18 protein-coding genes and 1 pseudogene are annotated in these 25213 nt (G+C 69.8%); 14 read left to right on the top strand and 5 right to left on the bottom strand.

Features of this window, described 5'->3' with window-relative positions; genetic code table 11:
• Positions 1-316: 316 nt before the first annotated feature.
• Positions 317-2800: a UvrD-helicase domain-containing protein gene (locus BJ970_RS11855; RefSeq protein WP_184726302.1), complete on the top strand. Its 2484-nt coding sequence runs from the start codon at positions 317-319 to the stop codon at positions 2798-2800.
• 85 nt (positions 2801-2885) lie between these two features.
• On the opposite strand, the gene BJ970_RS11860 is transcribed toward BJ970_RS11855, so the two are convergent.
• Positions 2886-3236, bottom strand: a complete 351-nt coding sequence (locus tag BJ970_RS11860) for a VOC family protein (RefSeq protein WP_184726303.1) — start codon at positions 3234-3236, stop codon at positions 2886-2888.
• A gap of 229 nt (positions 3237-3465) precedes the next feature.
• Entirely contained in the window at positions 3466-5097 is a 1632-nt protein-coding gene (locus tag BJ970_RS37740; protein ID WP_312864217.1) for a class I SAM-dependent methyltransferase, read from the bottom strand.
• Between the two features lie 63 nt (positions 5098-5160).
• Here BJ970_RS37740 and BJ970_RS11870 point away from each other — a divergent pair, with 63 nt between their 5' ends.
• Positions 5161-5676 carry a GbsR/MarR family transcriptional regulator gene (locus tag BJ970_RS11870; RefSeq protein WP_246470824.1) on the top strand — a complete coding sequence of 172 codons (516 nt, stop codon included), beginning with the start codon at positions 5161-5163 and terminating at the stop codon, positions 5674-5676.
• Between the two features lie 38 nt (positions 5677-5714).
• On the opposite strand, the gene BJ970_RS11875 is transcribed toward BJ970_RS11870, so the two are convergent.
• Entirely contained in the window at positions 5715-6407 is a 693-nt protein-coding gene (locus BJ970_RS11875) for a M23 family metallopeptidase (protein ID WP_184726304.1), read from the bottom strand.
• Between the two features lie 610 nt (positions 6408-7017).
• On the opposite strand from BJ970_RS11875, the gene BJ970_RS11880 reads away from it, so the two are divergent.
• From BJ970_RS11880 to BJ970_RS11925, 10 genes are all read left to right on the top strand, one after another.
• Positions 7018-8733: a hypothetical protein gene (locus BJ970_RS11880; RefSeq protein ID WP_184726305.1), complete on the top strand. Its 1716-nt coding sequence runs from the start codon at positions 7018-7020 to the stop codon at positions 8731-8733.
• A gap of 321 nt (positions 8734-9054) precedes the next feature.
• Complete coding sequence (gene sucC, locus BJ970_RS11885) at positions 9055-10221, top strand: ADP-forming succinate--CoA ligase subunit beta (RefSeq protein ID WP_184726306.1); 1167 nt, start codon at positions 9055-9057, stop codon at positions 10219-10221.
• 4 nt (positions 10222-10225) lie between these two features.
• Entirely contained in the window at positions 10226-11110 is an 885-nt protein-coding gene (gene sucD, locus BJ970_RS11890) for a succinate--CoA ligase subunit alpha (protein ID WP_184726307.1), read from the top strand.
• A gap of 272 nt (positions 11111-11382) precedes the next feature.
• Entirely contained in the window at positions 11383-12273 is an 891-nt protein-coding gene (locus BJ970_RS11895) for a DUF5336 domain-containing protein (protein ID WP_184726308.1), read from the top strand.
• 349 nt (positions 12274-12622) lie between these two features.
• Positions 12623-14245: a cell division protein PerM gene (locus BJ970_RS11900; protein ID WP_184726309.1), complete on the top strand. Its 1623-nt coding sequence runs from the start codon at positions 12623-12625 to the stop codon at positions 14243-14245.
• Between the two features lie 178 nt (positions 14246-14423).
• The gene (gene purN / locus BJ970_RS11905; protein ID WP_312864218.1) at positions 14424-15017 is read left to right on the top strand and encodes a phosphoribosylglycinamide formyltransferase; all 594 of its coding nucleotides are present in this window, start codon (positions 14424-14426) and stop codon (positions 15015-15017) included.
• Positions 15014-16579 (top strand): bifunctional phosphoribosylaminoimidazolecarboxamide formyltransferase/IMP cyclohydrolase, encoded by a 1566-nt coding sequence (purH, locus tag BJ970_RS11910; RefSeq protein WP_184726310.1) that lies wholly within the window; start codon positions 15014-15016, stop codon positions 16577-16579. Before purN ends, purH begins: the two co-directional genes overlap by 4 nt.
• A gap of 594 nt (positions 16580-17173) precedes the next feature.
• Positions 17174-17887, top strand: coding sequence for a DnaE2-dependent mutagenesis accessory factor ImuA' (gene imuA' / locus BJ970_RS11915; protein ID WP_184726311.1), 714 nt, complete (start codon positions 17174-17176; stop codon positions 17885-17887).
• A 5-nt stretch (positions 17888-17892) separates the two neighbouring features.
• Positions 17893-19551, top strand: a complete 1659-nt coding sequence (locus BJ970_RS11920; protein ID WP_184726312.1) for a DNA polymerase Y family protein — start codon at positions 17893-17895, stop codon at positions 19549-19551.
• Between the two features lie 75 nt (positions 19552-19626).
• Positions 19627-22932: an error-prone DNA polymerase gene (locus BJ970_RS11925; protein WP_184726313.1), complete on the top strand. Its 3306-nt coding sequence runs from the start codon at positions 19627-19629 to the stop codon at positions 22930-22932.
• Between the two features lie 448 nt (positions 22933-23380).
• Here BJ970_RS11925 and BJ970_RS37745 read toward each other — a convergent pair whose 3' ends face one another.
• Both BJ970_RS37745 and BJ970_RS39420 read right to left on the bottom strand, forming a co-directional pair.
• Positions 23381-24151: a M20/M25/M40 family metallo-hydrolase gene (locus tag BJ970_RS37745; RefSeq protein WP_312864219.1), complete on the bottom strand. Its 771-nt coding sequence runs from the start codon at positions 24149-24151 to the stop codon at positions 23381-23383.
• Positions 24152-24230: 79 nt separating this feature from the next.
• Positions 24231-24404 (bottom strand): annotated as a pseudogene (locus BJ970_RS39420) (M20/M25/M40 family metallo-hydrolase); the annotation flags it as partial.
• Between BJ970_RS39420 and BJ970_RS39425 the strand changes: the two are divergent.
• Positions 24350-24574: a hypothetical protein gene (locus tag BJ970_RS39425; protein WP_312864220.1), complete on the top strand. Its 225-nt coding sequence runs from the start codon at positions 24350-24352 to the stop codon at positions 24572-24574. The pseudogene BJ970_RS39420 and the gene BJ970_RS39425 sit on opposite strands and share 55 nt — an antisense overlap.
• Before the next feature lie 100 nt (positions 24575-24674).
• Positions 24675-25184 (top strand): universal stress protein, encoded by a 510-nt coding sequence (locus BJ970_RS11935; protein ID WP_184726314.1) that lies wholly within the window; start codon positions 24675-24677, stop codon positions 25182-25184.
• Positions 25185-25213 lie beyond the last annotated feature (29 nt).

Below are 25213 nucleotides of genomic sequence, written 5' to 3' on the forward strand. Positions count from 1 at the left end.
GTCCGGGGCCCGTAGTAAAACTCGTAGGTCAGCGTTCGCACGGGTTCAGTTTGCCACACCGACGTGGGGCCTGGCGACGAGGTGGTGCACCAATCCCAACCAGTGGACCCGAACGTATCTGTATCCCGTCGCTCGATCACCAGTTCGAGTTATTTTGAACCACCACCGCCGCGGCGATCCGCACCGCGGCCCACGGCGCGAGCCGGGCCCCCCACCGTCATGCCCGGCGCCGCACGGCCGCACGGGCGCGAGCGCCGCGTCGCTGGGGTACCGGGATTCGGGTTTTGTCCGGGCTCGCCGGTAACGTGGAACAACGATGAGCACCCCACTCGATCTCCAGTGGCAGGGCGATCTCGCGCAGCATGGATCGCCGCAATCGGCCGAATCCGGGCGCGCTTCGCGGTCCGGTCCGGATCCGGACGCACTGCTCACCGGCCTGAACCCGCAGCAACGCGACGCCGTCGTGCACACCGGGTCGCCGCTGCTGGTGGTGGCGGGTGCCGGATCGGGCAAGACGCGGGTACTGACCAACCGCATCGCCTACCTGCTCGCCGAGGACGTGCACCCGGGCCAGATCATGGCGATCACCTTCACCAACAAGGCCGCGGCCGAGATGAAGGAACGCGTGGTCGACCTGGTGGGGCGCCGGGCCAACGTGATGTGGGTGTCGACGTTCCACTCGATGTGCGTCCGGGTGCTGCGCCGAGAGGCCAAGACGCTGGGGCTGTCGTCCAACTTCTCGATCTACGACGCGGACGACTCCCGGCGGCTGGTCACCATGATCGCGCGGGAACAGGACCTGGACTCCAAGCGCTACCCGGCGCGCACGCTCGCGGTGCACATCTCGAACCTGAAGAACGAGCTGCTGACCTCGGAGACCGCCGCCGAGCAGGCGGGCAACGACATGGAGCGCAAGGTCGCCCAGGTCTACGCCGCATACCAGCGTCGGCTCGTCGACTCCAACGCGATGGACTTCGACGACCTGATCATGCGCACGGTGGAGCTGCTGCAGGACCACCCCGCAGTCGCGGAGTACTACCGGCGGCGCTTCCGGCACGTGCTCGTCGACGAATACCAGGACACCAACCACGCGCAGTACGTGCTGGTGCGCGAGCTGGTCGGCACCGAGGCGACCGACAGCGGCATCGAGCCCGCCGAGCTATGCGTGGTCGGCGACGCCGACCAGTCGATCTATGCCTTCCGCGGCGCGACGATCCGCAACATCGAGGAGTTCGAGCGCGACTACCCGCAGGCCAGGACGATCCTGCTGGAACAGAACTACCGGTCCACGCAGACGATCCTGTCCGCCGCCAACGCGGTGATCCGGCGCAACCCGAACCGCCGCGACAAGCGGTTGTGGAGCGATGCCGGGGACGGCGAGCCGATCGTCGGCTACGTCGGGGACAACGAGCACGACGAGGCGGCGTTCGTCGCCGGCGAGATCGACCGGTTGGTCGACGAAGGCACCGCGACGTTCAACGACATCGCGGTGTTCTACCGGACAAACAACCAGTCCCGGGTGTTCGAAGAGGTGTTCATCCGGCTCGGCCTGCCATACCGGGTCGTCGGCGGCGTTCGGTTCTACGAGCGCCGCGAGGTGCGGGACGCGCTGGCCTACCTGCGGGTGCTGGACAACCCGGACGACACGGTCAGCCTGCGCCGCATCATCAACGTGCCAAAACGCGGGATTGGTGACCGAGCGGAGGCCGTGGTCGCCGTGCACGCCGAGCAGGAGCGGATCTCGTTCGCCGCGGCGCTGCGGCAGGCGGCGGCCGGGGAGGTCGCGCTGCTGAATACCCGGTCGCGGAAGGCGATCGCGGGATTCGTGGCATTGCTCGACGAGCTCCAGGAGGTCGCGGCGGAGTCCGATGTCGCCGAGATCCTGGAGCAGGTGCTGGAGCGAACCGGCTACCGCGCCGAGCTGGAGGCCAGCGACGATCCGCAGGACGCCACGCGGGTGGAGAACCTGACCGAGCTCGTCACGGTCGCGCGGGAGTTCACCGAGGCCCGCGCGGGTGCCCCGGTCGGCGAGTCCGCGGCCGAGGTCGATCCGTCGGCGGAGGCGGTGGTTTCCGCAGTGGCCCCGGCCGCCGAGGACGCCGAGGAGGCGGCGCTGGGGCTGCCGCCCGACGACTCGCTCTCGGCATTCCTGGAGCGCGTGTCCCTGGTGGCGGACGCGGACTCGTTACCCGAGTCCGGGGACGGGGTCGTCACCCTGATGACCCTGCACACCGCGAAGGGCTTGGAGTTCCCGGTGGTGTTCTGCACCGGCTGGGAGGACGGGGTGTTCCCGCATATGCGGGCGCTCGGCGAACCAGCCGAGCTGGCGGAGGAGCGGCGGCTGGCGTACGTGGGCATCACCCGCGCCCGGCAGCGGCTGTACCTGTCGCGGGCGCTCATGCGCTCGGCGTGGGGCCAGCCGATGACGAACCCGGCCTCCCGGTTCCTCACCGAGATCCCGGACGAGCTGATGCACTGGCGTCGGATCGAGCCGGAACGCGCCGCCCCGCAGGTGCGCAGCACCTGGGGCAGCCGCGGCGGTTTCGACCGCACCGGTTCGGATTCGGCCCAGGCCGGGCTGGCGGCGCGCGGCATGCGCAGCACCGGCATGAAGGGCTGGAAGGACACGGTCTCGATCAAGCTGGCGGCCGGCGACCGGGTCACCCACGACAAGTACGGGCTGGGCACGGTGCTGTCCACCGAGGGCGAGGGGCCACGCGCCACCGCGACGATCGACTTCGGCAGTTCCGGCACGGTCCGCCTGATGCTGATCGGCAGCGTCCCCCTGACCAAGCTCTGAGCGCAGTGGTGGGCCGTCCCGAATGGCTTCGGTCGTCGGTTTCGTGGCGGAACAACCGCCCACCGGGCGGCGTGCCCAGCCGCGCTTACCTCCCGTCCGGCCGCGGGTGCTTGGGTTCGTAGAGCCCGATCTCAGCGCCGCTGGGCAGCCGGAACGCGGTGAGCAGCCCCCAGTTCTCGTCGCTGACGGAACGCGTGATCTCGACGCCTTTGGCCCGCAACTCGTCGACGGTGGCCGCGACGTCGTCGCACATCAGGTAGAGCTCACAGGTGGGATCCCCGTGGGTGGGGTGGGTCGCGAGTTCGGCGGGCGGCAGCCCGAACAGCAACCAGCCGCCCCCGGCGTCGACGGACCCGAACCCGAGCACGTCGCGGAAGAACGCCCGATCCTGCTCGGCATTTCGGCTGAACAACAGCAAGTGCGCCCCGTTGATCATCGCAGACCTCCAGCTGCACCGACTCCACACGAAACCGTGCCACGAGAAGCTCCAGACCGCCGGGCCGGACGTCAGAGCGCTGCGGACGCGCCGACGAGACGGAGGCGGGTCGACCGTTCTTCGATCGTCTTACCGGGCCGAAGGAATCGGTGCCGCCGGGGCGGCGAGCATTTCCGGACGACGTTCCCGGCGTGCACCGGCTCCGGTACTCGGAGGTGTCCTGCCGGGGTCAGAAGCGGTAGCGGAGCATCCGGCCCAGACGCCGGACCGCAGTGATGTGCCCCGAACCGCGTATCGCCGCCCGTACCGGCCACGGGTAGCGGTCCAGTTCCGGCGCATCGGTGAACGACCACTCGGTGACGAACCGCAGGCCAGGCACGCGAGATTCCAGCGATAGCGGCTCGTCGATGCCCCATTGCAGGTGCGCCCCGGCATGCACCACAGCGGGGTTGAGCCGGTTGGACACCCGAACGCCCAAGCTGCTGAAGGCGTCGAAGAGCAGCTCGCCGCTCGGGAAGTGCTCGGTGATCCGGCGGAGCAGCGCCAGCCCGTCCGATTCGGACAGATACATCGTGAGGCCCTCCGCGACCACCAGCACCGTTCGGTCCCCCGGGATGTCGTCGAGCAGGCCGGGCGCGGTCACCGACGATCCGATGGTGTGGTGGTGCGGGCGATCGGGAAAGAGCCGTCGGCGCAGCTCGATGACGTCCGGCTGATCGATGTCGTACCACTCGACGTCCTCCGGCGGATCGACCCGCTCGAAGCGGCTGTCCAGCCCGCAGCCGAGGTGCAGGACCGTCATGCCCGGCCGGAGCGCCTCTTCGACCCAACGGTCCAGCGCCTTGGCACGGATCGTCACCGAACCGGTGTTGCGCGCGCCCATCTTGAACTTGCCGAAGTCGAAGTCGATGCGTTGCACGGCTTCGTCGGCGTGCCGGTCGCCAAGCACCGGCTCGGCCGAACGATTGTCCAGCGCGCGCAGGTAGAGAGTCGCGAGCATGGTCGCTTGCGCGCCGGTCAGCTCGACCTTCTCCCGGGGCCGGTGCTCGAAGCTGAAGTGCAGTAGTCGGAGGGCCTTGCGCAATGCCGGAATGGAATTCATGACCTTGGCGGCCACCCGGTCGGCCGCGGCCAGCTTCGCCGCGTCCGGCAGGTCGACCATGGGCAGTTCCTGCGACAACCGGAGTCCGGGAACGCGCAGTTCGAGGGTGTGCGGATCGCCTATGCCCCAGCGGAAGGTGGCGCCCGTCCGCTGTAGGAACCACGAGAAGCGGGCGGCCGACACGGTCCACGGCAGCGCCGCGTCGAACATCATCTCGCCGGTCTCGAAGCGTTCGACCAGCCGGCGCAGCAGGGCCACGCCGTCCGCCTCGGTCAGGTACATCGTCAGGCCCTCGGCGACGATCAACGTCGGTCGCCCGGTTGGGATCTCGTCGAGCCAGTCCTGCTCGGTCACCGAGGTCGCGATGGTGCGGTAGTTCGCGGGGGTTTGCGGGTAGAGCCGCTGCCGCAGGCCGATCACGTCGGGCAGGTCGATGTCGTACCACTGCGCGCTGGCGGGGATGGCTAGCCGGAAGGCCCGGCTGTCGAGGCCACACGCCAGGTGCAGCACCACTGCATCGGGGTGCTCGCAGAGGTAGCGGGCAACCCAGTCGTCGAGTTGCTTGGCCCGCAGGATCACCGCCATCCGGTCCCCGGAACTCATGTGCAGGCTGCGGAAGTCGAAGTCGATCTCGTCAAGCAGGCGATCCGCTGTCTCGTCGCCGAGCACCGGGTCGGGCCTGCGGTTGTCCAGGGCCCTGGCGTAGAGGGGACCGAGGAGGGTCTGCTGCGCGCCGGTCAACCGGATCTGTTCGGTCACGCCGTTCAAGCTACACTTGTTTCACAAATTCATGAACTAAAGAAACCATATAAAATTGCTTAGTTGATCAACACGGCTGGCGAGGAACGGGACATGGCGCAACGCGACGGCGGCGAACGGCACGGCGAGGACGTGGTCCTACGGTTCGTCGAAAGGTTTGCCCTGGACCTGACCGGGGCGGGCTTCCCGCGGATGGCGGCGCGGGTGTTCGCGAGCCTGCTGGTCGCCGACGAGGGACGGCGCACGGCCGGCGAACTCGCGGAGGTCCTGGAGGTCAGTCCGGCCGCGGTGTCCGGCGCGGTCCGCTACCTCGTGCAGGTCAAGCTGGTGGTGCGGGAGCGCAGTCCCGGCGAGCGGCGCGATCACTACCGGGTGCTCGACGACCTTTGGTACGCCAACATCATGAGCCGCGATGCGGACCTGCTCGGCTGGGAGCAGACCCTGACCGAAGGGGTAACCGCGGTCGGCGCGGACACGCCGGCGGGGACGCGCCTCGACGAGACGCGGCAGTTCTTCGAGTTTCTTCGCGCAGAAATCCCGGAGTTGATGCAGAAATGGCGCCGACAGCGGCGGCCGTAGCCGCACCGTCAGGCGCCATCGCTGAGTGCTCGGGTGATTCAGACCGGGGAGATGCCTCGGGCCTGCATCCAGGGGAGCGGGTTGATCTTCTTACCGCTGACGTTCCACACCTCGAAGTGCAGGTGCGGGCCGGTGGAGAAGCCGCGGTTGCCCATGGTGGCGATCTGGTCGCCGGCCTTGACCTTCTCGCCCTCGTTGACCGTGATGGTGTTGACGTGGCCGTAGACGGTGATCGTGCCGTCCTCGTGCTGCACCCGGACCCACAGGCCGAAACCGCTGGCCGGGCCCGCCTCGATCACGACTCCGTCGGCGACGGAATAGATCGGTGTGCCCTTGGCGTTGGCGATGTCGATGCCGTAGTGCGTGGTGCCCCAACGACCACCGAAACCGGAGGTGAAGGCGCCCGCGGCGGGAACGACGAACTTCGGCGCCCGCGCCGCTTCTTCGGCGGCGATGCGAGCGGCGTCGAGCTGCTGGCTGATCCGCTCGCTTTTGGTGAGCTTCTCCAGCTCGGCGCTGGCATCCGAGGTCTTCGCGACCGGGAGCATCGCCGGAGCGGGGGCGCTGCCGCCCATGCCGGTGTAGGGCCCGTCGGCCAGCGCGCCGTTGAAGGAGGCTGAGGCGTCTGACGGGTTGAAGTCGTCGTGGTCCGGGGCGGCGTGCCCTTCACCAGCGGCCATCGACTGCCCGGCGGCCGCGAAGGCGCCGGCGGCGACGGCGGCGACGACCACGCGGCCGCGCCAGGCCGATGCGAGTGAGGAGGGCCGGGATTTTCCCGGACTACTGGAGGGGTCGTCGGGGGACGCCTCCGCGTAACCCGGAGAACGTTCTTCGCCGCCGGGGGAGCGGTGTCGAGCCAATGCTTGCCCTTCCGTCTCGGGGAGTCGGATCACGTTCCCGGGCGGGGATCCCGGGGGCCGGTCGGGGTACCGGCCGAAGGTTGTCCTTCGTGATCAGACCGTGACAACGGACCGGGGGACAGTAACCAAGCTGATCCCCTAGGGGCAAATCCCGGTACGTGACGCGTCGGATACGGCGCGTGTTCGAAAAGTGCGTTGCGAGTCCGGTTTTCAGGCGTGCGTGGATACTGGGCGTGGTCGTCGCACAGCGAAGCTGCCTGCGGCTTCGTGATCATTGCAGGGCGGGCCCATTGGCCCGTGACGAGCCCCTGGGCGTTTCCATCCGGGAATCCTGCGGTAGCGAAAGGTGTTGTAAGTCACACTCTAAGAGCCGCTTCATGGGCAACCTCGGAGTGCTCCGTTCGGTGGGGACATCAGGGATGGCCCGCAGGGGCCGCGACCCGTGGCGCAGTCCGTGCCCGGGGTTGCTAGCGTCTGCGCGGTGACTGCGCGGCCCGACCTCCCGCCCGGCGATTCCTCGGCTCCGGCCATGAGTCCGCAGCCCAATCTTGATCTTCCGATGCGACTTCGGGTCGCGATCGTGGTGGCCGGCGCGGGTGCTTTGCTCGTCGGCCTGGGGCCATTGCTCGGTCTCGTCGAGCCCAGCGCCCCGGCGGCGTACCCGGCCTGGCCGTTGCTGCTGGTGCTCGCGCTGCTCGCCCCCGTCTTGGCGGTCGTCTTCGCCCGGCTCGGGCGGCTCGGAACGGCGGCGGCCGTGCTCGTCGGCCCTGCCGCGCTCGCACCCGGTCGGCTGGTGCTTGACCTGCAATTCGTCGTTGACGCCGGGCTGGCCACCCGGCCCGAGTTGCTCCGGGTGGACAGCCTCGACGCCGAGGCCCCTTCGACCGGGGTCTGGCTGCTCATCGCCGGGCACGTGGCGGGGATCGTCGCCGGGATCCTCGCGGTTCGAAGCATCGAGCACGGCGATGAGGGCACGGGCTCGCACCGGCAAGGCCTGCTCACGCTCGTGTTGTGCGCGGGTGTGATCGCCGCTGTCGGCGTGCTGATGGCGCCGTTCGTCTCCGACGATCCATATCTATTGCCGAAGGCGGCCCTCGACGGCCCGCTGCTGGTGCTGATCGGCGGCGTCCTGCTCGCCGTCGGAGTGCCGAGCGCCGCCGGCTTCCTGGCCGGCTCCGCAGACCCGGAGTTCGCCCGCGGCGGACTGCTCGGGGTGGCCGCAGCGCTGGCGGGCGTGGTCGTGCCACCGCTGGTCTCCGCGGCCGTGCTTGAGCAAGTCCAGTTCGCCTGGGGGCCAGTGCTCGGACTGGTCGCGGCGGTCGCGCTGGTGGTGCTGGCGGTGCCCGCCGGACGCGCCGAGTCCGCCGGACAGGCCGAGGACCTGCGCCTGCCCGCATTGACCCGGTTGATCACCCTGTCGGCCGTGTTCGCGCTCGTGGCCGGTGCGCTGGCGGTGCTCGCGGCGGCCGCGCCACAGGTGCAGATGCCCATCGGACTACGCGACCCGTCGCCGTACCCGGCGCGGATGCTGTGGCCGGCCGGGCTTTTGCTGCTGTCGCTGGGTGTCGGGCTGTTGCTGCCGCGTGCCTCGGGGTGGCTGCGCCCGATGCTGCCGGTGGTTTGGGTCGTGGTCCCGTTCGCGTCGGCTGGTGTACTCGACGCGGTGTTCACCGCGGTGCAGGCAACCGACGCGCATGTCGGGATCGGTGCCTGGGCGGCCGGGATCGCGGTGCTGTTCGCCGGCCTCGCGGCGACAATCGCCGCCATCGCCGGTGCGGTGGAACGCGACGACGTGGATCTCACGGAAATGTCGATGCACCGCCTGGTGCTGTTCCCCTCGCTGGTCGCGCTGCTGCTCGGCGCCGGTGCCTTCAGCCTTCCCGTGGTGACCGCCCCCGACTACACCGCGCCCGGCGTGTTCGCCGCCTTCGAAACGACGTCCTGGGGGTTGGTGATCGCACTGGCTGCGGTGGTCGGCGCGGCCGTGCTCGCGCCGATGTGCCGACCTGCTCGGGCCGCCGCGCTGCTCTGCGGGGCTGCGCTCGTCGTGGCAGTCCGGGCGCTGGAGTATCCGCTGACTGCCGAACGGCTGCCGGACTCGGCACCTGGCCTGGGGCTGTGGTTCGGCGTGGCCTGCGTGCTGGTGCTTCTCGGCAGCGCTCTGGCCGCCGCCCGTGCGCCGCGGGACCGGGCGTGATACCCGCGGATTCGATCAGTTGAGCCGCGAACCCATGATCGTCCGCGGCGGCTGTGCGCCGGGCAAGTCGCTCGTTCTGCGTCTTGTCCGCGGCCGGACGCGCGGTCGAGAATGCGGGCACACCGCCGCGAAGCGCTGTTCCGTTCGTCACCACAAACGTCGATATCGGGCCTGCCGAGCAGGCGAATCCCCAAGCCGGACAGTCCGACCAGGCGTAATGCGCCATCTCAGGTGAGCCAGTTCACCAGGTGCGCCGCCCCATGCGTCGTCGCAGGTCGATATCGTCACCGGAGTCCGACACCGACGTCGCAGGAGAGTCGAGTGGACCTGTACGAGTACCAGGCGAAGGAGCTTTTCGCCTCCCACGGAGTGCCGACGCTGCCCGGCGCCGTGGCGACCGATCCGCAAGGGGCCAAGGCAGCCGCCGCAGAACTGGGCGGGCCCGTCGTGATCAAGGCCCAGGTCAAGACCGGGGGCCGCGGTAAGGCCGGCGGTGTGAAGCTGGCCGGGAACCCGGATGAGGCCGAGACCAAGGCCGAGGCGATCCTCGGCCTGGACATCAAGGGCCACATCACGCGCAAGGTGCTGGTCACCACCGCCTCCGACATCGCCGACGAGTACTACTTCTCGTTCCTGCTCGACCGCGCCAACCGCAACTTCCTCGCGATGGCCTCCGTCGAGGGCGGCATGGAGATCGAAGAGGTCGCGGCAACGAAGCCCGAGGCGCTGGCCAAGATCGCGATCGACCCGATCGAGGGCGTCGACCAGGACAAGGCACGGGAGATCGTCACCGCCGCCAAGTTCCCGGCCGAGGTCGCCGATCAGGTCGCCGACGTGATCGTCCAGCTGTGGGAGACCTTCGTCGCCGAGGACGCCACGTTGGTCGAGGTCAACCCGCTGGTCAAGGACCCGCAGGGCAAGATCATCGCGCTGGACGGCAAGGTCACCCTCGACGAGAACGCCGCGTTCCGCCAGGCCGGGCAGGCCGAGCTGGTGGACAAGGACGCGGAGAACCCGCTTGAGGCCAAGGCCAAGGAGAAGGGCCTCAACTACGTCAAGCTGGACGGCGAGGTCGGCATCATCGGCAACGGTGCCGGGCTGGTCATGTCCACCCTGGACGTGGTCGCCTACGCCGGCGAGAAGCACAACGGTGTGAAGCCGGCGAACTTCCTGGACATCGGCGGCGGCGCCTCCGCCGAGGTCATGGCCGCCGGCCTGGACGTCATCCTCGGCGACCCGGCCGTGAAGTCGGTGTTCGTCAACGTCTTCGGCGGCATCACCGCCTGTGACGCGGTTGCCAACGGCATCGTGCAGGCGCTGAAGATCCTGGGCGACGAGGCCACCAAACCGCTGGTCGTCCGGCTCGATGGGAACAACGTCGAAGAGGGTCGCCGCATCCTGGCCGAGGCCAACCACCCGGTCGTGACGATGGTGGACACCATGGACGGTGCGGCCGACAAGGCCGCCGAGCTGGCTGCGGGGGCATGAGGCGATGGCTATCTTCCTCAACGAGAACAGCAAGGTCATCGTTCAGGGCATCACCGGCTCTGAAGGCACCAAGCACACCGCTCGGATGCTGCGCTCCGGCACCAACATCGTCGGTGGTGTGAACGCCCGCAAGGCCGGGCAGACCGTCGAGATCGAGGGCAAGCAGCTCACGGTCTTCGGCAGCGTCAAGGAGGCCATGAAGGAGACCGGCGCCGACGTGTCGGTCGTTTTCGTGCCGCCGAAGTTCGCCAAGGACGCCGTGATCGAGGCCATTGACTCCGAGATCGGCCTGACAGTGGTGATCACCGAGGGCATCCCGGTGCACGACTCGGCCTACTTCTGGGCGCACGCCAAGGCCACCGGCAACAAGACCCGGATCATCGGGCCGAACTGCCCGGGCATCATCTCGCCCGGTAAGTCCAACGCCGGCATCATCCCGGCCGACATCACCGGCCGGGGCAAGATTGGCCTGGTGTCCAAGTCGGGCACGCTGACCTACCAGATGATGTACGAGCTGCGCGACATCGGTTTCTCCAGCTGCGTCGGCATCGGCGGTGACCCGATCATCGGCACCACTCACATCGACGCCCTGCAGGCGTTCGAGGACGACCCCGAGACCGAGGCGATCGTCATGATCGGCGAGATCGGTGGGGACGCCGAGGAGCGGGCGGCCGACTACATCAAGGCCAACATCACCAAGCCGGTGGTGGGCTACGTGGCCGGTTTCACCGCGCCCGAGGGCAAGACCATGGGCCACGCCGGCGCCATCGTCTCCGGTTCGTCCGGCACCGCCGCGGCGAAGAAGGAGGCCCTGGAGGCCGCCGGGGTCAAGGTCGGCAAGACGCCGAGCGAGACCGCCAAGCTGATGCGCGAGATCGTCAAGGGCTGAGCCCGATCTCCGTTGGTCATCTTTCGGGGCCGGACGCCTTCGGGAGTCCGGCCCCGGTGGCTGTCCGAAAGCCTTTGCGCGGTGGCGCGGATAGCGCAAGTCAGGCGCTCCCGCGACATCCACTGCGGCGGTGCGAACCGCGCGCCTGGCCGAAAGCGGTTGGCGCTGCAGGAAAGAACGGGCTTTGCGGTTTTCGGGACACTGTGTCCGGTTGATCCGATACCGTCAGCGAGCTCCGCACCCGTGTGTTCAAGCGAGGAGTCTGTCCAGCCATGTCCGCGCCCTTCCCCCAGCGGCCACGTCCGGCCGCACCGGAACGCTCCGGAATCTCGCTCGACCGCAACGAAATCCTGGCCCTGGTGGCGGCTGGCGCCGGCCTGATCGGCTACCTGACCGGTTTCTTCGACCAGGTCGCAGGGGTGGCGATAGGTAGCCTGGCGGGCTTCTCGTTGGTCGTCGCCGGGGCCCTAGCGGGGCTTCGGTTCGTGCCGAAGACGCCTAACTGCCTGTTCGCGGCCGCACCACTGTCCGCCTACGCAACGCTGTCGTTGCTGCAGGATCTCGTCAGCGGCAGTTCGGGCGGGATCATCGTGCTGGTCCTGCTGGCGATCGCGCAATTGGCCGCCGTGGTCGGGGTGCTGCTGATGGAAGGCGGGATCCTGAAGGCGCCGCCGAAGCCTGCGCCGCCCGCGCGGCCGCAGTTCGGGAAGCCCGGCCCGTTCCAGCCGGGCAAGCCCAGTGGTCCTGGTGGTCCTGGTGGTTCGGGCGGTCCGGGCGCCCCCGGTGGTCCAGGTGCTTGGAGCCCGGCCGGACAGCCCGCCCAGCCCGGTCAATTCGGTCAACCGAGTGGCGGGTGGAGCTCGGCGTCCGCTCAATCGCCGCAGTCCGGCGGTTGGAACCCGCCCTCGGGCGACTTCTCGACCCCGAACCAGCCGGGCCAGTCGAGTCAGCCCGCCCAACCGGGGCAACCCGGTCAGTCTGGCCAGGCCGGTCAGTCCGCGCCGCCGTCGAACCCGTCCGCGCCGCCGTCGAACCCGCCCGGTCAGCCGGGCCCGTCCGGGCAGCCCGGCAAATCGGGCCCGTCCGGGCAGCAGGGCCAGGGGAGCGGACCGCAGGGCACCCAGCAGATGCCACACCCCGGCGCCAACCCGCCGAGCTTCTGATCAATGCGTTCCCGTCGCCACGCGGGTTCCGGCAGGTGTTGGGCGCCGGAGTGATCCAGGTCCCCGAGGTGCCTGTTCTTCGGTGACCGAATGAGTCGGGTCCACAACAGTTCGGCAGCCTCTGATGATCGCAAATGCGCGTCGAGGAACTCTCCGTCAGCGTGCTGGCGAGACGTGCCGAAATTTCCGGAGTTCGTCGAGCCCGTGCAGCGCGTAGCGGTCGAAGCCCGATAGTCCGACGACCCGGGCGACAGCAGCGTCCCAAGCGGACAAGCGGTGTCGCTCGATGGGCGGAGCCGGCGGCGTGTTGTGACTCGTTTGGCGGAATATCGGTGCGACATTCGGCGGCGTGTCCGTGCTCGACTCGATCCCCCACGCGATTGCCGACGCCCGGCGCGAACGCAGGCTCGGGATTCGTTGGTGGCTGCTCGCCGTGGCCATCGGCGCCGTCCTGCTCGTCGGTTATCTGATCGCCGCCGGGCTGATCGCGCTGGCGGTGGCCACCGCCACCAGCGCGCGTTTCGACCCGGCCGTGGTCTTGGTGGCCGCGCTGCCCGGGTGGCTCGCGTTGCACCAAGCGACGCTGAAGATCATGGACGCTCCGCTCAGCATCCTGCCGTTGCTGCCGACTGCCCTGATGATGCTGGTGATCGCTGGCGCGTCCGCCTGGGTCGCGCGACGGTCCCGGCTGCGGCGCCCCGACCAGGCGTGGCCGTTGATCATGGCGATGGGGCTCGTGCACGCCTTCGTCGGCACCGGCATCGCGATGGCCCTGGACGGGCCGGTGAACGCGGTTCCGGTGGATGCGTTCCTGAGCTGCGGGCTGACGGCCACGATCGCGTCGACTGCGGGCGTTGCGAACAGGTGCGGGTTGATCTACCTGGTCTGGGAACGCGTCGAGGCCGAGGTCTGGTCGGGCATGCGCGTCGGCCTGCTGGCGCTGGCGGCGCTGGTCGCGGCCGGTGGTGTGGTGCTGCTGTTCGGGATTTGCGTGTCGGCCCCGGAGATGGCCGCCGCCATCGCGCGATCCGGAGGTGGAGCCGGCGACGCGATCGGCTCCACCCTGCTGTCGATCCTGTACCTGCCGAACGCGGTGTTGGCGGGCTGGGCCTTCGCCGCCGGGACGGGCCTGTCGATCGGTCGGCTCACGCTCCAGCCGCTGCAGTCCACGCCCGGCCCGGTGCCTGACCTGCCGCTGCTCGCGGTCCTGCCGACGCAGGACTCGGCGGTGTGGTGGGCAATCGTGTTGGCACTGCCACTCCTCGTCGGCGCCCTCGCCGGAGCCGCTTGCCGACGGTCGTCCGGCCTGCTGGCGCGCAGACTGCTGGCGGTGGGCGTGGCTGCTGCGATCGCGGCGTTGGGGATGTTGGTGCTCGCCTATGTCGCCGGCGGCGACATAGGCAACGGTCCGTTCGGACCGGTGACGCTGCGGCCGGTCTCGTTGGCTGCGGCGACACTGTGCTGGATCGCGGTGCCAGCGGCCGCCGTCACGTGGCTCGCCGGGCCGGACACCGACGACGAGCCTGAAGCCGATGTGACCGACAACGGCCATTCCGCTGACCCGGCCACGGCGGAAGCCGATGAAGACTCCGCAAACGAGACCACCTCCGCCGAGGCAGACAGCGACTTGGCGGAAAGCGGCACTGACAATGCCGCCGATGCCGATTCGGCGACCACCGATGATTCCACAAGCGACGCAAGCGACAAGCCCGCTGAGGCCACCGGCACCACTGACGCTGCCGCGGGCGGCGCGACGGACGCCGATGAAGATCAAGTCGGCGACCGCTCGGACGAAGACGCTGCGTCCAAGGCCGATGCGACGGATGACGCGGCCAGCGATGAGCCGGGCGACTCCGCAGCGCGGATTCCGCTCGCCCGCGCTGGTGCGGAATCGGATTTGCCCAAACACAAGCCCACCGAGATCGACCCCACCGAGTTCGATGGTGACCTCCGGGAGGACGACCGGAGCTGAGGGCTGCGCCACTCGCCCGGCCCCTGGCGGCGTCGGCACCGCAACCAGCGCTTACGCTTTTGCGAGAGATCGTGCCGAGGCATGTCAGGAGCGAACGCTGAACCCGAGTACGACTGACCAGCCGAGCGCCGCCGCGCACTCGCAACCCACCCGGTTCGCCACCACCGGCCCAGCGCGGGTGGTCGTGCTGGTATCCGGCTCCGGCACCCTGTTGCAGGCGTTGCTCGATGCGACGAGCGCGCCCGACTTCCCGGTGCAGGTGGTCGCGGTGGGCGCCGATCGTGGCGGCATCGAGGGGCTGGCCCGCGCCGAGCGCGCCGGGGTGCCGACCTTCGTGCGCCGCGTCAAGGACCACGCCAGCCGGGCCGACTGGGACCATGCGCTGACCGAGGCCTGTGCCGAGCACGAGCCGGACCTGGTGGTCTCCGCCGGTTTCATGAAGCTCGTCGGCACCGATTTCCTGGCCCGCTTCGCCGGCCGGTACCTCAATAGCCACCCGGCGTTACTGCCGTCCTTTCCCGGGATGCACGGAGTAAGGGACGCGCTGGAGTATGGGGTGCGGGTCACCGGCTGCACGTTGTTCGTGGTGGATGCCGGTGTGGACACCGGGCCGATCCTCGCGCAGGAGGCCGTCGAGGTGCGGCCCGAGGACGACGAGGAAAGCCTCCACGAACGGATCAAGGCCGTCGAGCGGCGGCTGTTGGTCGACACTCTGGAACAGCTGGCGTTGCACGGCTGGACCGTGCAGGGACGGAAGGTGAGTATCCCGTGACCGCGAATTCGCAGGAGCGGCGAGGCGTTCGCCGTGCGTTGATCGGCGTGTCGGACAAGTCCGGTCTGCTTGAATTGGCCACCGGACTCCACGCCGCCGGTGTGGAGATCGTGTCCACCGGCGGAACGGCCCGCACGATCGCCGCGGCGGGCGTGCCTGTCACCCCGGTCGAGGAGCTCACCGGCTTCCCGGAGGCGCTCGACGGTCGGGTCAAGACCCTGCACCCGCGGGTGCACGCCGGACTGCTCGCCGATCTGCGCCGCCGGGAGCATGTCGACCAGCTGCGTGAGCTGGACATCGCGCCGTTCGAGCTGCTGGTCGTGAACCTGTATCCGTTCGTGCAGACGGTGGCCTCGGGCGCCGCCCCGGACGAGGTGATCGAGCAGATCGACATCGGTGGGCCGGCGATGGTCCGGGCCTCCGCCAAGAACCACGCGAACGTCGCCGTCGTGGTGGACCCGAGCCGCTACGAGTGGGTGCTGGAGCAGGTCCGCGAGGGCGGTTTCACGTTGGCCGACCGGGTCGAGCTGGCCGCGGCCGCGTTCCGGCACACCGCGTCGTACGACGTCGCGGTGGCGTCCTGGATGAGCAAGGTGCCGACCGGGGACGACTCGGTGTTTCCCGGCTGGATCGGGGAAACCTGGGACCGCCGTTCCGCGCTGCGCTACGGCGAGAACCCGCACCAGCCCGCCGCGCTGTACGTCTCTGGTGGCGAGGCGACCGGACTCGCGGCCGCGGCGCAGTTGCATGGCAAGGAGATGTCGTACAACAACTACGTCGACGCAGACGCGGCCTGGCGGGCCGCGCATGATCACAGCGAGCCGTGCGTGGCGATCATCAAGCACGCCAACCCGTGCGGCATCGCGGTTGCCGGCGACATCGCCGCGGCGCACCTCAAGGCGCACGAGTGCGACCCGGTGAGCGCGTACGGCGGAGTCATCGCGACGAACCGCGAGGTGTCGGTGGCGATGGCCGAGCAGGTCGCCGGGATCTTCACCGAGGTGATCGTGGCGCCGGGCTACGCCGACGGCGCGGTGGACGTGCTGAGCAAGAAGAAGAACATCCGGATCCTGACCGCGCAGCCGCCCAAGAGCGGCCGGATCGAGATGCGGGCGATCTCCGGCGGCATGCTGGTGCAGGGTTCCGACGGGATCGACGCCGAGGGCGACGACCCGGCGAACTGGACGCTGGCGACCGGCTCGCCGGTGGACGAGGCCACGCTGGCGGATCTGAAGTTCGCGTGGCGCGCCTGCCGAGCGGTGAAGTCCAACGCGATCCTGTTGGCCAACGAGGGGGCGACCGTCGGCGTGGGCATGGGGCAGGTGAACCGGGTCGACTCGGCGCGCCTCGCGGTGTCTCGGGCTGGCGACCGGGCAAAGGGCTCGGTTGCCGCGTCCGATGCGTTCTTCCCGTTCGCGGACGGCCCGCAGGTACTGCTGGACGCCGGTGTGCGCGCGATCGTTCAGCCCGGCGGTTCGGTCCGGGACGCCGACACGATCGCGGCGGCGGAGTCGGCCGGCGTGCCGCTCTACTTCACCGGGACGCGACACTTCGCGCACTGACTCCGGTGCACTGTGGACGGTGCGGGCGACTTCGGTCGGCCGCACCGTTTTCGTTGCTGTGGTTTTCGCTGCTCCGGTTTTCGTTGCGGCGGGTTCCGCGGTAGGCCGGTGGCCCGTGCGGGTTTCGGTGGTGCGCATGTTCCTTGCCTCCTCGGGCTCCGCGCCAGAGCCGTCGGCGCAAGGCCGGTGGCTATGGCGAGTGGTGTTGCTTGTCCGCGGGTTCGTCGGCATCGACGGGCCCGCCCGCTCGGGCGACCGCCGGAACTGCTCGTTCGGCCGCCGCGCAGGGTGGAAACGCGGTCATGTGTCAAGTTGTAGCGGACTTTTCGGGCAAGATCAGGTGATCGAACAAATGTTCACTCGATCTGGTCGGGACGCTTGACGTGGGCCGGTGCGCAGGGTTTACTTAAGTTGTTCGAACTGAGGTTCGAGATCTGGAAGTGGCCGGTGTCGGGGTCGGCTACTCCGATGGAGTTGGCGTTGTGTTCGGGTGCAGGCGCAGCGCCGACTCCACCGCTGTCTTCCCCACAGCGGCTAAATGGGTGCCCGCGCCGGGGTCGGGCACCCATGCGGTCACGATGTGGGGAGGCAGCGATGTCCGCGATGGCGTCTTTGACGGCGCTGGGCGCGTCCACGGCTGACGGGGTGTCCGTGGGTGTGCCGGCCGTCGAGGCGGGCGGCGTTCCCGGAGCGGGCCGGGTGCTGCCCACGCGGACGGAGCTCGCTGCCGTGCTGCCATGGCCAGGTTTGCGCCGTGGCAGCACGGTGGCGGTGCACGGATCGGTCTCGCTGCTGTTCGCGCTGCTGTCCGAGGCGACGGCGAACGGGTCGTGGGCGGCCGTGGTGGGGTTGCCCGGCATCAGCCTGGTCGCGGCGGCCGAAGCCGGGGTGGAGCTCGCCAGGCTCGCGGTGGTGCCGCGGCCGGGCAGCGATCCGGCGGGGGTGATCGCCGCACTGCTCGACGGCGTCGACCTGGTGGCGGTAGGCGGCACCAGGCAGGTGGCCGACTCGGATGCCCGGCGGCTGTCCGCGCGGGCGCGCAATCGTGGCTCGGTGCTGCTGCCATTCGGTCCGTGGTCGGGAGCCGAAGTGCAGCTGCACTGCGCCGATGCCAACTGGCGAGGTCTCGGCCAGGGCCATGGCTACCTGCGGGAACGGGCCGTCATGGTGCGTGCTAGCGGGCGTGGCGCGGCGTCCCGGCCGCGTTCGTCCCGACTGCTGCTCCCGGCGCGCGACGGGCTGATCGGGGTACCTGCGGACGAGCCCGGCGAGGCGTCCCGGCCCTGGCTGCGCCCGGTGGCGGGGTGAGAGCGATGCCGCCCCGCCGGCTCATCATCTGGTGCCCGGACTGGCCGGTGGTCGCCGCCGCCCGCGTGGCCGAGCTCGGGCCGCTGGTGCCCGCCGCGGTGTTCGCGGCCAACCGGGTGGTGGCCTGCTCGGAAACGGCGCGCGGCAGCGGAGTGCGTCGCGGGATGCGCCGCCGCGAGGCGCAGGGCCGGTGCCCGGAACTGGTGGTGTGCGAACACGATCCGGCTCGGGATACGCGGTTGTTCGAGCCGGTCGTGGCGGCGGTCGAAGAACTGGTGCCGGGCGTGGAGATCGTGCGCCCCGGGCTGGTGGCCGTCCCGGCGCGGGGGCCCGCCCGTTACTTCGGCTCCGAAGAGGCCGTTGCCGAGCGAGTGGTGGACCAGCTCGACGCGCAGGTCGGCATCGAATGCCAAATCGGCATCGCGGACGGGATGTTCGCGGCGATCCTGGCCGCCCGGCGCAACAAGCTCGTGGCCCCCGGCCGCAGCAGGGAGTTCCTCGCCCCGCTGTCGATCGAGGAGATCGACCAGCTCGCCGATCAGCTTGCCGGGCAGCGCGCCGCCCAGCAGGCGGAACTGGTGGATCTGTTGCGGCGGCTGGGGATTCGCACGCTGGGTGAGTTCGCGGCACTGTCCCCGTCGGACGTGTCCACGCGGTTCGGCCGGGCCGCGCTGGTGGTGCACCGCGCGGCCGGCGGCCGGGAAGAACGGCCGATCCGGCGGCGGCAACCGCCCCCGGACCTGGTGGTGGCCGAGGAGCTCGATCCGCCGGTGGATCGGGTGGACAAGGCCGCGTTCGTGGCGAAGATCCTGGCGGATCAACTGCACGACAGGCTGGGCGAGCTCGGGCTGGCCTGCACCAGGCTGGGGATTTCGGCCCGCACCGAGCACGGCGAGGAACTGCACCGGGTGTGGCGGTGCGCGGAGCCGTTGACGCCGGCGGCGACTGCGGACCGGGTGCGTTGGCAGCTCGACGGTTGGTTGCACGGTCGCAGCGGTCGGCAGCGCCCGACGGCCGGGGTGAGCGTGCTGAGCCTGCGGCCGGAAGAGGTCGTCGGGGCGGGCGGACTGCAGCTCGACCTGCTCAATGCCGCGACCGGGGAAGCGGATGCCCGCGCCGGGCGTGCGTTCGCGCGGGTGCAGGGCATGCTCGGGCCGGAGGCGGTCCTGACCGGGGTGCTCGGCGGCGGCCGGGATCTGCGCGATCAGGTGCGGTTCGTGCCCTGGGGCGACGAACGCCGTCCCGAGCTGCCCGCGGACCGGCCGTGGCCGGGGCGCCTGCCGTCACCGTCGCCATCGGTGGTGCCGGATTCGCCGTGGCCTGCGGCGGTGTTCGACGGTGAAGGCCGACCGGTGGGCGTCACCGAGCGGCATCGGCTCACCGCCGTGCCGTGCCGCGTCGAGGTGGCGGGCGGGCGGTCGCGAGCCGTGTCCGGCTGGGCCGGACCGTGGCCGGTGACCGAGCGCTGGTGGGTGGAGCTGCTGGCGGGCGGTGCGGGACACACTGCGCCGGCAGCGCAGGTGCCGCCGCGAGAGGCAGTGCGGGTCCAGGTCGCGCTCGAACCGGAGCCGGAGCCCGCCGATGGCGATGCCGACGCGGGTGAAGTGGCGCTGTTGCTGGTGCACGAAGGGGCCAGCTGGTGGGTGCAGGGCGCCTATCGATAGTGGGCGAACACTCGTTCGAGTGGAGTGGGACTTTTTTGCTGGCGCCGATGATTCGAACAGGAGTTCACTGGCTTCATGAGTTGGTTCAACCCGCTCCAGACCTGGTCGGACTTGGAGAAGGCGCTCTCCGGCCGGCCGCTTTCGGGCGACGGATACGGCCCGCGCGACGAAAGGCATCCCGGTGATGGGAACGACAGCCCGGCGTGGACTCGGCGGCGCGCCAAGTACGCGGCGGACGTTGTCCCCGCGACTCCGGCGGTGCCCTACGCGGAGTTGCACGCGCACTCCAATTTCAGCTTCCTTGACGGTGCCGCCCATCCCGAGGAACTGGCGGCGGAGGCGGCGCGGCTCGGGCTGGAGGCGATCGCGCTGACCGACCACGACGGGCTGTACGGGGTGGTGCGCTTCGCCGAGGCCGCGGCCGAGCACGGGGTTCGCACCGTGTTCGGCGCCGAGCTGAGCCTGGGGCTTTCGGCGCCGCAGAACGGGGTCGCCGATCCCGAGGGGCGGCATCTGCTGGTGCTGGCCCGCGACCCGGCCGGTTACGGGAGCCTGTGCCGGGCGATCAGCGAGGCGCAGTTGGAAGGCAAGGAAAAAGGCCGCCCGCGGTACGAGCTGACGCAGCTCGCGGAGGCGGCGCAGGGACACTGGCAGGTGCTCACCGGGTGTCGAAAGGGAGCCGTCCCGGCGGCGCTCGCCGAAGGCGGTCCGGCGGCGGCCGACGCGGAGTTGGACCGGCTGATCGCCTTGTTCGGGCGGGATCACGTCACCGTGGAGCTGACCGACCACGGGCTGCCCACCGATTCGGAGCGCAACGACGCCCTGACCGAGCTCGCCGACCGCGCGAGGGTGTCCACAGTGGTCACTACCGGCGCGCATCTCGCCCGCCCGGAACGTGCTCGGCTGGCCGGGGCGATGGCGGCGATCCGGGCCCGCCGCAGCCTGGACGACATGGACGGCTGGCTGCCCGCCTGGGCGGGCAACTACCTGCGTTCCGGCGCGGAGCTGGCCGAGATGTTCGCCCGCTATCCGGGGGCCGTGCAGCGGGCCGCCGAACTCGGCCGGGAGTTCGCCTTCGACCTGCGGCTGGTCGCCCCGAGGTTGCCTCCGTTCGACGTGCCGAAGGGCCGCACCGAGGCGAGCTGGCTGCGTGAACTGACCTACCGGGGCGCGCTGGACCGGTACGGCCTGCCGCAGGAGAACCCCGCGGCCTACCGGCAGATCGAGCACGAGCTGGCGTTGATCGAGCAGTTGAAGTTCCCCGGTTACTTCCTGGTGGTGTACGACATCGTGGAGTTCTGCCGGGAGCAGCGGATCCTGTGCCAGGGCCGGGGCTCGGCGGCGAATTCGGCGGTGTGCTTCGCACTGCGGATCACCAACGCCGATCCGGTGCGCTACCAGCTGCTCTTCGAGCGGTTCCTGGCACCGGAGCGGGACGGGCCGCCGGACATCGACCTGGACATCGAGTCGGACCGCCGCGAGGAGGTGATCCAGTACGTCTACCGCAAGTACGGCCGGAAGCATGCCGCGCAGGTCGCGAACGTGATCAGCTACCGGCCGCGTTCGGCCGTGCGGGACATCGCGCGGGCGCTCGGCTACTCGCCCGGTCAGCAGGACGCCTGGAGCAAGGAGATCGAGCACTGGGGGCCGCTGCCCGAGGATTCCGAGATCCCCGCGCCGGTGCGGGAATTGGCCGGCGAGCTGATGGGCTTCCCCCGGCACCTAGGCATCCACTCCGGCGGGATGGTGATCTGTCACCAGCCGGTCAGCGAGGTTTGCCCGGTGGAATGGGCGAGGATGCCCGGCCGTACCGTCCTGCAATGGGACAAGGACGACTGCGCTGAGGTCGGACTGGTCAAGTTCGACCTGCTGGGTCTCGGCATGCTCTCGGCGTTGCACTACGCGATCGACATGGCCCTTGAGCACCACGGGGTCGAGGTCGACATCGGCAAGCTCGACCTGAACGACGACGCGGTGTACGAGATGTTGCGGCGGGCCGATGCGGTCGGGGTGTTCCAGGTGGAGAGCCGGGCGCAGTTGGCCACGCTGCCGAGGTTGAAACCGCGAGAGTTCTACGATCTCGTGGTCGAGGTGGCGCTGATCCGGCCGGGCCCGATCCAGGGCGGTTCGGTGCACCCGTACATCCGGCGCCGCAACGGCCTGGAGGAGTGGGACTTCGAGCACCCGTCGATGGCCGGTGCCTTGAAAAAGACTCTCGGCGTGCCGCTGTTCCAGGAGCAGTTGATGCAGCTGGCTGTCGATGTCGCGGGGTTTTCCCCGGCGGAGGCGGACCAACTGCGGCGGGCGATGGGGGCCAAGCGTTCCGAGGAACGGATGGAGCGGCTTCGGGGGCGGTTGTTCGAGGGAATGGCGGCCAAGGGCATCTCCGGTGAGCTGGCCGAGCGGATCTACCAGCGGATGCTGGCCTTCGCGAACTACGGTTTCCCGGAAAGCCATGCCTTGAGCTTCGCGCTGCTGGTGTTCGCCAGCGCGTGGTTCAAGCACTACTACCCGGCGGTGTTCTGCGCGGCGCTGCTCAAGGCTCAGCCGATGGGCTTCTACTCACCGCAGTCGCTGGTCGCGGATGCCCGTCGGCACGGAGTGCGGGTGCGCGGGCCGGACGTCAACGCGAGCCGGGCCCAAGCCGACCTGGAGCCGGATGCTGCCAGCGAAGGCGGGCAGGCGGTACGTCTTGGGCTGGCTTCCGTACGCAAGCTCGGCGACAGTGCCGCCGAGCGATTAGTCGCAGAACGTTCGGAGAACGGCGACTACGCCGATTTGGCCGATGTGGCGCGCCGGACGCACCTGACCGCCGCGCAGATGGAGGCGTTGGCGACCGCTGGCGCATTCGACTGCTTCGGCCTGTCCCGGCGGGAGGCGCTGTGGAATGCCGCCGCCGCTGCCGGTGACCGGCCGGATCGGTTGCCGGGAACCACCGCGTCGGCCGCCGCGCCGGCGCTGCCGGGGATGGACGGGGTGGAGACGGCAGCCGCGGATGTGTGGGCGACCGGGGTGTCACCGGACAGCTTCCCGCTGCAGTTCGTGCGGTCCAGGTTGGATGAACTGGGGGCGCTTCCGGCCTCGCGACTGTCCGAAGTGGAGCATGGAACCCGGGTGCTGGTGGGCGGCGCGGTGACGCACCGGCAGCGGCCGGCCACCGCGGGCGGCATCACGTTCCTGAACCTGGAAGACGAGACCGGGATGGTCAACGTCATGTGCTCACCGGGTTTGTGGGCGCGCTACCGGAAGGTCGGGCGTACCAGCGCAGCGCTGCTGGTGCGCGGAATCGTGGAACGAGCGGAGGAGGTGATCAACCTGAGAGCGGACCGGCTGCAGAAACTGGAAGTGCGCATCCCCTCGACCTCGCGCGACTTCCACTAGCCACGGCGAAGATTCGTATCTCACCAGTGGCTGCGGCCACCGAACCGGCGTCGATCATGCCTGGCCGGCAGCGAAAGAGCACTTCTCCCTCCCAGAGTGTTGTTTCCCCAACCTGACCGGCTGAGCACTCGAACGCCCTGGGCCCGGGCGCGACGTGCGTGCCTGCAACGTCGTACCCGGGCCGGTTCGGCGAACCCCTTCGCTGCGATGAGCTAGTTCGTGCTGCGAAGCCCCAACGCTCCGCTAGACCGCCCGAGTCATTCCCTGGATGCCCAACATGCCGGTAGCGTCGACAAGTCGACGTTCCCGATTGTCTCAGGACCGCCCGGCAGTGGGAAACGCACGCTCGCCAACCCCACAAGCTGCGCGCTCAACGGGTGGCGGCTCGACTTCTCGGAATGATCAGGGCTGCGTGAGCGGGCGTTGATGTCCATGACGTCGCTGGCGGTCAGGCGGTGCCGCAGCGGCGGATGGCCAGGAGGGCGTAGGTACGGGGCGCTTGTTCCAGGTCTGCGACCGGGACGTGCTCATCATGCGCGTGGGCGTAGCGAACGTCGCCTGGTTCGTACTGCAATGTCGGGATCCCGGCTGCGGCGTATAGCCGGAGGTCAGTGCCGTACGGCGCACTGCAATGGGCGTGGCACCGCTGGCCGCAGTGACGGCGTTGCGGGTTTCGCCGAGCAGCGCGTGCCCTTCGGGCAGGCGTCCGCTGGCAAACACCCCACCTGACCCGCACCGGGTGTTTGGAGAGCCAGGGGTCGGCGGCGCAGGCGTGTGCGATGGTGGCCTCGAATTCGGCTTTGGCGTCGGGGATCGACTCGCCGACTCGGACGCCGTAGCGGCCTTCGGCGATCGCGAGATCCGGCACCGTGCTGGCCCAGTCGCCGGCCCGGGCCACCCCGACCGACAGCGGGTACGGCACCTCCAAGTGCGCGACCAACGGGTCGGGGTCGGCGTTGCGGCGGGCCTCCAGCCCGCGCAGCACGGGCAGCAGTTCGGAGAGCTTGTCCAGCGTGCTCACGCCCCGGTAGCTGTGGACCCGTGAGTGCCTTGCCCCGGGATTTCGAGTCGGGAACGTGAGCGACCCGCCGTTCGCGGCCACGATCGTGCCGGAACTCGGCTCGGCCAGGATGCACGCGGCACCGCGGTGGCCCCGCTGAGGCGTCGCGTATGCACCGAGCTTGCCGTCCTCCTCGCCGACGACGGCGTGCACGGCCACGGGCCGGGCCAGCTCGATCCCCGACCGTGCGCAGGGCCCGCAACGCGCCGAAGATCGCGACCACCCCGCCCTTCATGTCGCAGGTGCCCCGACCCGCGGCGACGCCGTCCGCAACCCGCAAGGCGTATGGGTCGCGGTTCGGCCACCGGTCGAGATCACCGGGCGGGACGACATCCCTATGCCCACAGAAGAATCGGTGTGCCCACAGAAGACCAGCGCAGGCTCGGGGCCTTCGCCGCGCACGCCTACGCAGCCGTAGGCGACATCGCGGTCCGCTTCCTGGCCGGGGAAGTCGGCCTACTCGGCGAGCGACCGGACGTCGATACGCCAGTGATCCACCCGGTGTCCCAGCGCTGCCAGCTTGTCGGCGCACACTGCTGGGCGTCCTGTTCGCCGGTGGTGCCCCGACGCTGGGGATCGTGACGAGTTCTCGCAGGTCGTGCAGAAGCCCGGCTACATCTATCGCGTCCAGGACGCGACGTTCGAGGTCGGAGGGGGTGCGTGCGCCGTTCACGTTTCGAGTGTGTCGTATGCGTCCAACGGCCCGGCGCGCGCCAACTACCATCTCGGCGTGGCCGAAGGCGACAAGACCGAGCGGGAATTCGAGATCGGCAAGGACGGGCTGGGCGGCATCGTCGTGGGCATGGACGGCAGCCCGGCGAGCTTCCACGCCGCGGCGTGGGCGGCCGGCCTGGCGCGGCGGGAGCGTGCCCGCCTGGTGCTGGTCTACGTCGAGGCGGTGGGCGGCGTCGCCTACTGGTCGCCGATGGGCGTCGCGGTTGCCAGCGAGGCCGCCGAAAGCCTGGTGGAGGAGCTGAAGAAGGAAGTCGTATCGCACCTGAGGTGGGTGGACATCGATTGGGACTTCGTGCACCACCGCGGCGACCCGGCGGTCGGTTTGGAACAGGTCGCCGAGCAGTACCGGGCGGATCTGATCGTGGTCGGCCGGTCCCGCCGGCGCGGCGGTCTGCTCGGCACGGTGCCCGCCACCCTGGTGGTCGAGGCCGTCCGTCCGGTCGTCGTGGTGCCGTAGCACGGAGAGCGGTTCGCCCGGGTTCGGTA

The sequence above is a fragment of the Saccharopolyspora phatthalungensis genome, from assembly GCF_014203395.1.
In the GTDB taxonomy this organism is placed as follows: Bacteria; Actinomycetota; Actinomycetes; order Mycobacteriales; family Pseudonocardiaceae; genus Saccharopolyspora; species Saccharopolyspora phatthalungensis.

Excerpts from the sequence above, each read along its gene's own strand:
- BJ970_RS11855 (WP_184726302.1), top strand. The coding sequence starts at position 317 with ATGAGCACCCCACTCGATCTCCAGTGGCAGGGCGATCTCGCGCAGCAT.
- BJ970_RS11860 (WP_184726303.1), bottom strand. The coding sequence starts at position 3,236 with ATGATCAACGGGGCGCACTTGCTGTTGTTCAGCCGAAATGCCGAGCAG.
- sucD (WP_184726307.1), top strand. The coding sequence starts at position 10,226 with ATGGCTATCTTCCTCAACGAGAACAGCAAGGTCATCGTTCAGGGCATC.
- BJ970_RS11895 (WP_184726308.1), top strand. The coding sequence starts at position 11,383 with ATGTCCGCGCCCTTCCCCCAGCGGCCACGTCCGGCCGCACCGGAACGC.
- imuA' (WP_184726311.1), top strand. The coding sequence starts at position 17,174 with ATGTCCGCGATGGCGTCTTTGACGGCGCTGGGCGCGTCCACGGCTGAC.
- BJ970_RS11920 (WP_184726312.1), top strand. The coding sequence starts at position 17,893 with ATGCCGCCCCGCCGGCTCATCATCTGGTGCCCGGACTGGCCGGTGGTC.
- BJ970_RS11925 (WP_184726313.1), top strand. The coding sequence starts at position 19,627 with ATGAGTTGGTTCAACCCGCTCCAGACCTGGTCGGACTTGGAGAAGGCG.